The following is a 6,148-nucleotide window of genomic DNA, read 5'->3' as shown; positions in this document are numbered from 1 at the left end:
GAGGTGTTCAGTGGGTAATCCAACAGGGTTTTTGAAATATCCTCGGGTGGACGCAGGTCACCGGCCTGTGGAGGAAAGAATCCACGATTGGCGGGAGATCGATCTGCCACTCGCCGAGCGTATTCTCAACGAACAGGCGGCACGCTGCATGGACTGTGGCATCCCGTTTTGTCACATGTCGGGCTGCCCAGTCAAGAACCGGATTCCGGAATTCAACGATCTGGTGTATCGCGGAAAATGGCGGGAGGCGGCCGACAACCTGCATTCCACCAACAATTTTCCCGAGATCACGGGTCGCGTGTGTCCAGCCCCGTGCGAGGCGGCCTGCACCCTCTCCATCAACTCGCAACCGGTGACGATCAAGCACATTGAGTATCAAATTGCCGAGCGGGCGTTTGCCGAGAAATGGGTGCGGCCCATCAAGCCGGCGCAGCGAACCGGCAAGCGGGTGGCCATTATCGGCTCCGGCCCGGCGGGACTGGCCGCCGCCCAGCAGCTTTGCCGTCTCGGACACGAGGTCATTGTCTTCGAGAAGTCGGACCGGATCGGTGGACTGCTCCGCTACGGCATTCCCGATTTCAAGCTGGAAAAACACATCATCGACCGGCGACTGGAGCAGATGGTCGCCGAGGGAGTGCACTTTGAGCCCAACGTGTGGGTGGGGCGTGACATCACGGCCGACGAATTGCGGCGGAGCTTCCACGCGATTCTTCTGGCCATGGGCGCCGGCAAGCCGCGGCCGCTGACCGTTCCCGGTGCGGATGCAAAAGGAGTCCATTTTGCGATGGACTACCTCACCCAGCAGAATCGCCGGATCGCCGGCGATCCCGTTCCCACCACCGGCCCGGATGCCATCTACGCCAAGGACAAGCACGTGGTTGTCATCGGAGGTGGGGATACGGGGAGTGACTGCGTGGGCACGGCCATCCGACAGGGCGCCAAGTCAGTCCTGCAAATTGAAATTCTGCCCAAACCCCCGGAGGGTAAAAATCCGGAGACGCCCTGGCCGCTCTGGCCGCGGATCATGCGGACTTCCACCTCTCACGAAGAAGGGTGTGTCCGCCGCTGGAGCGTGCTGACCAAAGCCCTCTCTGTCAAAGACGGCCACGTGACCCATCTTCACGCCTGTGAAGTGGAATGGATCCGCGGGCCGAAAGGTTGGGAAATGCGGGAAAAACCGGGAACGGACTTCACGGTCCCGGCGGACCTCGTCCTCCTGGCCATGGGCTTTTTGCACGTGGAGCATGAAGGGCTTGTCCAGCAATTCGGCCTTCAGCTCGACCAGCGGGGCAACGTGGTCGTCAAGAAGTGGATGACCTCCGTGCCCGGCGTGTTTGCGGCGGGAGACACGGTCAAAGGCGCATCGCTGGTGGTGCACGCCATCAATCAGGGCCGGGAAGCTGCCCGGGCGATTCACGAATGGCTGTGCACCGAGCCGACGCTGCCCCGGGAAACCGTGCTGTCGGTGGCCACGGCCCGCTGAATCTTTCCCACCTCTACTCAGAAGGGCTCAGAACTGGACGCTCCCAGAGGCGCTGGGCGTCCACATTGCCCGGGCGGTCATTGATCGAGGGCCTCGCTGAGCACCTCTTCTGCGACGTAGATTGGCAGGGGAGGTTTCCACCGCACGGCGATGGCGATGGCATCCGACGGACGGGCGTCCACCTCCACGAGCGAGCCGTTCTGCCGAAACCGGAGTCGTGCAAAGTAGGTGTGTTCACGAAGTTCGCTGATGAGGACGTCCTGCGGCTCGATGGAAAGCTCCTGCAGAATATTGATGATAAGATCGTGCGTCATTGGGCGTGGCAGCACGACATTCCTCACCGCCCGATAAATGCTCTGGGCTTCGAAGACGCCGATGACAATGGGAAATGCCCGGTCTCCGTCCACCTCTTTGAGGTAAATAATTTGCTCTTCTGCGATGTCGCTGAGGACAATTCGGGCAAGTTGCATCTGGACTGGCATCAGTCCCCTCCAGGTTGTTTCCCTGTAATGTGCTCGAACCGTGTCCGTCCGCGTGCCCGGCTGGGTTCCACGACCAGCAGAGTGTACGGTGGCCGCGTCGATCATGGGGGCCGGTCACGGGCGGCAAGTTTGATGTGCTCGTTGGCTGTGCGCCGCGATACGGCGTCGCACGAGCATGAAAACATGGCGACGGCCGTATTCGGGGACACCCATTGTGTATTCTAGCCCCCCGAGCGGGCCTCTCACCAGTGGCCGACCCGCGTTTCTTTCAGCGGACGGTATCGGCTTCGATGCGATACACAATCCCGCCGAACTGCTGTTTGAGGACGTCCGGGTTCGACGTGAACACGCCACCCACCCCGATTCTCTTCGTGGAATAATCCACAGAGAGCCCATTTTTGAAATGGACTTCGATCATCTGGGTGGGCCGAAGCTGGGACTGGCAAAACTGGCAATGGGAAAGCTGTTCCACGAGCACGAAGTCTGTGATGCCGTACTGTTTTTCACCCGGCACCATGTAGCCCCACACGAAGACTTTTTTCTCCTCCAGATCGCGCGCGAACTGGGGAATGAGCTTGGGCTCGTTGGGATCCGGTTGGAGTTCGGCGAAGGTGATCAATTTGTATCCGGGGGGAGCCTCTGCCAGATACGTGTACATGACCCAGCCGCATCCCAGCACACCGAAAACGAGGGAAAGGATCATCCCCGTCTGGGCCATTCCCAGGCCGAGTCGTTCCTTCGGGGATTTCGCGATTTCCTTGCGGGCAATCCAGCCGAAGATCAAACCACCCAGGGGAATCCAGAACAAATAAACGGTGAAGAAGCAGAAGATGGAGAGCACACCCAGCACCAGGCTGAGCACCGCTTGAGCCTGGATGACCTTGTAGTCGTCCGTTGGCCGGAAGCCGATCCGGGTTCGCCGCCGGATGACCGGCTGCTCGCTGCGGAAGATGGGCTTTTGACTGTCGATAATACTCATGGGTTTCACCACTTTTAATGAATCCAGCGTGACCTGTTAGAAGAGTTCGCCAACTGTCCTGCCGGTCCCTCTATGGCGGGAATTTTTCCGAGAACAGTTAGTTCCTCTCTAATGTTATTGTTGCCGCCGGAAAAGTGTTCGGCGAGCCCTGAGTTTGGGCCGGAAATTCCGCCGGGGAAACTGTGGCCCCATCATTCATGCCGAAGGGCCTCGATCGGATCCATATTGGCGGCCCGTCGGGCAGGATAGAGGCCAAAAATAACCCCCACGGCCACCGCAATCCCAAAGGCCAGGGGGACGGAGCTGGGAACGATCACCGGCCGCATGGTCCGCACGATCTCCGGCAGCGAGTCGTACACCCGTGGCATGAGAATCTGGATGGCGCTCATAATGGCCTCGCTGAGTAGGGGACAGGTGAAACCGACGAGGATGCCGGTAATCCCGCCGAGGGTCGAGAGCACGACCGTTTCCACAAGGAACTGCCGGATGATGTCTCGCCGCTTGGCCCCCAACGCCCGGCGGATACCGATTTCGCGGGTCCTTTCGGTAACCGTGGCGAGCATGATATTCATGATGCCGATACCACCCACCACGAGCGAAATGCCCGCGATAAGGCCCATGAAGATCATGAACATCATTCGGGTGATGCGGGCCTGTTCGAGAAGTTCCAACGGGACGGTGACGCCGTAGTCTTCCGTGGGATGGTAGCGGGCCAGGGTGGCCTTCACAACATCGGCTGTGGAGATAACGTTTTCCGTTTTATCCACCTGGAGGGTGATTTGGCTCAGCTCCACCTGTTCCGCTTCCAGCGACCCCGCCCGGCGGGTGAAAATGACGTCCCCAATGCGCCACCAGAGGGTTGTGATGGGGATGTACACGTCGCTGGAGAAGTCCTGGGCGGCAAACGAACCGCCGATTCCAGCGGACGGCATTTTCGGTTTGCACACCCCCACAACCACGTAGTATTGCTCTTCGATGCGGATGACCTTTCCGATGGGATCCTCAAAGGGGAACAAGCGTTCGGCCGTTCCCGCCGCCAGAACGCAGTAATTTTTGAGGTCTTCCAGGTCGGTGTCCTCGATGAAGCGACCGCGGTCCATTTCCAGCCGGACGATGTCCTTGTACTCGGGCGTGCAGCCCACCAGGCGACCATCGACCATCCGCCCACCGTAGCTGAAACGCTGCCGCAGTTCGCGAATTCGCACGGCGCGGGTGATGGTGGGGATGGTGCTGACCAGCCGCTCGTAATCCGCCCGGGTAATCCCATATTGCAGGAGCAGGCCCGAGCTCTGAATCTGCTCTGACGGCGGTTTAATGGAGCGGATGATGATGTTGGTTGCGCCCAGGCTTTCGATCTGCTCCTGGGCCTTGCGACTGATGCCTTCCCCGATGGCCAGCAGCCAAATCACGCTGGCCACGCCGATAAAAATCCCCAACACGGTCAGCAAGGACCGCAGAGGATGAAGCATCAGGCTTTTGACGCCGAGTTGGAATGTGCGGATCCAGAGAACAAGCATGGGTGTTTATCGGCAGGTGTTGACTTCTCGTATTGTCATGGATGGAACCATCTGTGATCAGGACGGCATCTAATTGACAGCGGCTTCTGTACGCGCGGAGCTGCGAGCCGGATTATCGGTGATGGACTCGATTTTTCCGTCGCGAAGCCGAATGATCCTTTTGGCCCGGCTGCCCACATCCAGTTCGTGCGTTACGAGGATGATCGTTTTCCCCTGGCGGTTGAGTTCGTCGAAGAGATTCATGATCTCTTCGGTGGTGACGGAATCGAGGTTTCCGGTCGGCTCATCAGCCAGGATGAAGATGGGATCGTTGACCAGTGCCCGGGCAATGGCCACCCGCTGCTGCTGCCCACCAGAGAGTTGGGTGGGTCTGTGGTTGAGACGTGCCCCGAGACCCACCATCGCAGCGAGTTCTTTACAGCGTGCCCGCTCTTTCGGCGAAAGCCGCCGCTGATAATAGAGCGGCACCTCGATGTTCTCCAGGACGGTGAGCTGGGGAATGAGATTGAAGGACTGAAAGACAAAGCCGATTTTGGACGCGCGGAGTTCCGCGAGGCGATCGTCACTGGCTTCGGCGACGTTTTCGCCATCCAGCAGAATCTTGCCGGAAGTCGGATGGTCGAGGCAGCCCAGCAGGTTGAGGAGTGTGCTCTTGCCGGAGCCGGACGCCCCCATGATCGCTACGTAGTCTCCCTCGGGCACGTCGAAGGAGACACCACGGAGGGCGTGAACGACCTCAGTGCCCATGTGGTAATCTTTGGTCACATTCTGGACTGAGACGCCGATGTTCATTGGGCTTCCCCGTTGTCAGGGCGCGACGGACGACCGTCGGGGCCACCCCAGCGACCGAATCCCCCGGGGAAGCCGCCGGCCGCTCGCATTTTCTCGAACCCTGCCAGCAATTCTTGTTTGTCGATGGCACCATCCCCGTTGGTGTCCGACTGCATGAATTCGGCCCGGCGATCCTCGGGGATTTCCGCGGAATCAAGCTTGCCGTCTTTGTTGGTGTCCATTCGTTCAAAGATGCGATCGACGATCATTGCGGGATTGAAGCCGCCGGGCGGCCGCATGCCGCCAGGGCCTTCCCCACCCGGTCTGCCGCCGGACGGAGGTCCGCCCGCCGGCGTTTCCGCATGGGCCATGCCAGGCCCTCCACCAGGCTGATTGTCCTGAGAACGGACGGGGCCGGCTTCGAACCGAGCCTTTTTGGCCTCGGCATCCTTGGCGGCTGCCTCCTGCGCGGCGCTTGCCTGCTCACCCTGTGAGCGGCTCCAGCTTGCGAGGACGGGCTCGTTCTTTTCCGCCAGTCCCACTTTTTCTCGGTAAGCCGCCGCGTTGAGCACGACTTCCTGGTTTTCTTCCAGCCCCTTGCGAATGACCACGAATTTTTCGTTGCTGGGGCCGATTTCCACCTTCACCGGCTGCAAGCTCCCGTCAGGATTGACCGTGATGCAGTAGAATTCGCCCGCCACTTCAAAGACCGACTGCACGGGAACCTGCAGCACGTTGGGTTCCCGCTGGGCGAGGATCGTCACCTGGGCGGTCAGGCCGCTCCGCAGCTCTTCGGTCGGGTTGTTGATCTTGACGATGACCTGATAATCTTTGACGTTGGAATTGAAGAACGAAGTGGGCAGTGGATATTCGCCCACTTCGGTCACCTCGCCATCGAACTCCACTCCTGCGAGGG

The 6,148-nt window shown here is 59.9% G+C and carries 5 protein-coding genes and 1 pseudogene; 1 reads left to right on the top strand and 5 read right to left on the bottom strand.

The window, feature by feature from the left end:
• Positions 1-1,483: glutamate synthase subunit beta (locus H5U08_RS08380; protein ID WP_366494274.1), on the top strand; the 1,483-nt coding region annotated here is incomplete at its 5' end.
• Positions 1,484-1,560: 77 nt separating this feature from the next.
• On the opposite strand, the gene H5U08_RS08375 is transcribed toward H5U08_RS08380, so the two are convergent.
• The 5 genes and pseudogenes from H5U08_RS08375 to H5U08_RS08355 form a co-directional block, all read right to left on the bottom strand.
• Positions 1,561-1,965, bottom strand: a complete 405-nt coding sequence (locus tag H5U08_RS08375) for a bifunctional nuclease family protein (protein ID WP_095413930.1) — start codon at positions 1,963-1,965, stop codon at positions 1,561-1,563.
• Between the two features lie 268 nt (positions 1,966-2,233).
• Positions 2,234-2,944: a DUF4190 domain-containing protein gene (locus H5U08_RS08370; protein WP_297032098.1), complete on the bottom strand. Its 711-nt coding sequence runs from the start codon at positions 2,942-2,944 to the stop codon at positions 2,234-2,236.
• A gap of 191 nt (positions 2,945-3,135) precedes the next feature.
• Positions 3,136-4,461, bottom strand: a complete 1,326-nt coding sequence (locus H5U08_RS08365) for an ABC transporter permease (protein ID WP_297032096.1) — start codon at positions 4,459-4,461, stop codon at positions 3,136-3,138.
• A gap of 69 nt (positions 4,462-4,530) precedes the next feature.
• Positions 4,531-5,253, bottom strand: coding sequence for an ABC transporter ATP-binding protein (locus H5U08_RS08360; protein ID WP_297032094.1), 723 nt, complete (start codon positions 5,251-5,253; stop codon positions 4,531-4,533).
• Positions 5,250-6,148, bottom strand: a pseudogene (locus H5U08_RS08355) (hypothetical protein); the annotation flags it as partial. The gene H5U08_RS08360 and the pseudogene H5U08_RS08355, both read right to left, overlap by 4 nt.

Origin of the sequence: Thermogutta sp. (genome assembly GCF_014359955.1) — a bacterium.
GTDB lineage: Bacteria > Planctomycetota > Planctomycetia > Pirellulales > Thermoguttaceae > Thermogutta.
The sequence above is the reverse complement of the archived record's forward strand: the minus strand, read 5'-3'. Positions and strand labels throughout refer to the sequence as shown.

What these genes read in the sequence shown, in the direction of transcription:
- H5U08_RS08370 (WP_297032098.1), bottom strand. Translation starts at nt 2,944, where the DNA reads ATGAGTATTATCGACAGTCAAAAGCCCATCTTCCGCAGCGAGCAGCCG.
- H5U08_RS08375 (WP_095413930.1), bottom strand. Translation starts at nt 1,965, where the DNA reads ATGCCAGTCCAGATGCAACTTGCCCGAATTGTCCTCAGCGACATCGCA.
- H5U08_RS08365 (WP_297032096.1), bottom strand. Translation starts at nt 4,461, where the DNA reads ATGCTTGTTCTCTGGATCCGCACATTCCAACTCGGCGTCAAAAGCCTG.
- H5U08_RS08360 (WP_297032094.1), bottom strand. Translation starts at nt 5,253, where the DNA reads ATGAACATCGGCGTCTCAGTCCAGAATGTGACCAAAGATTACCACATG.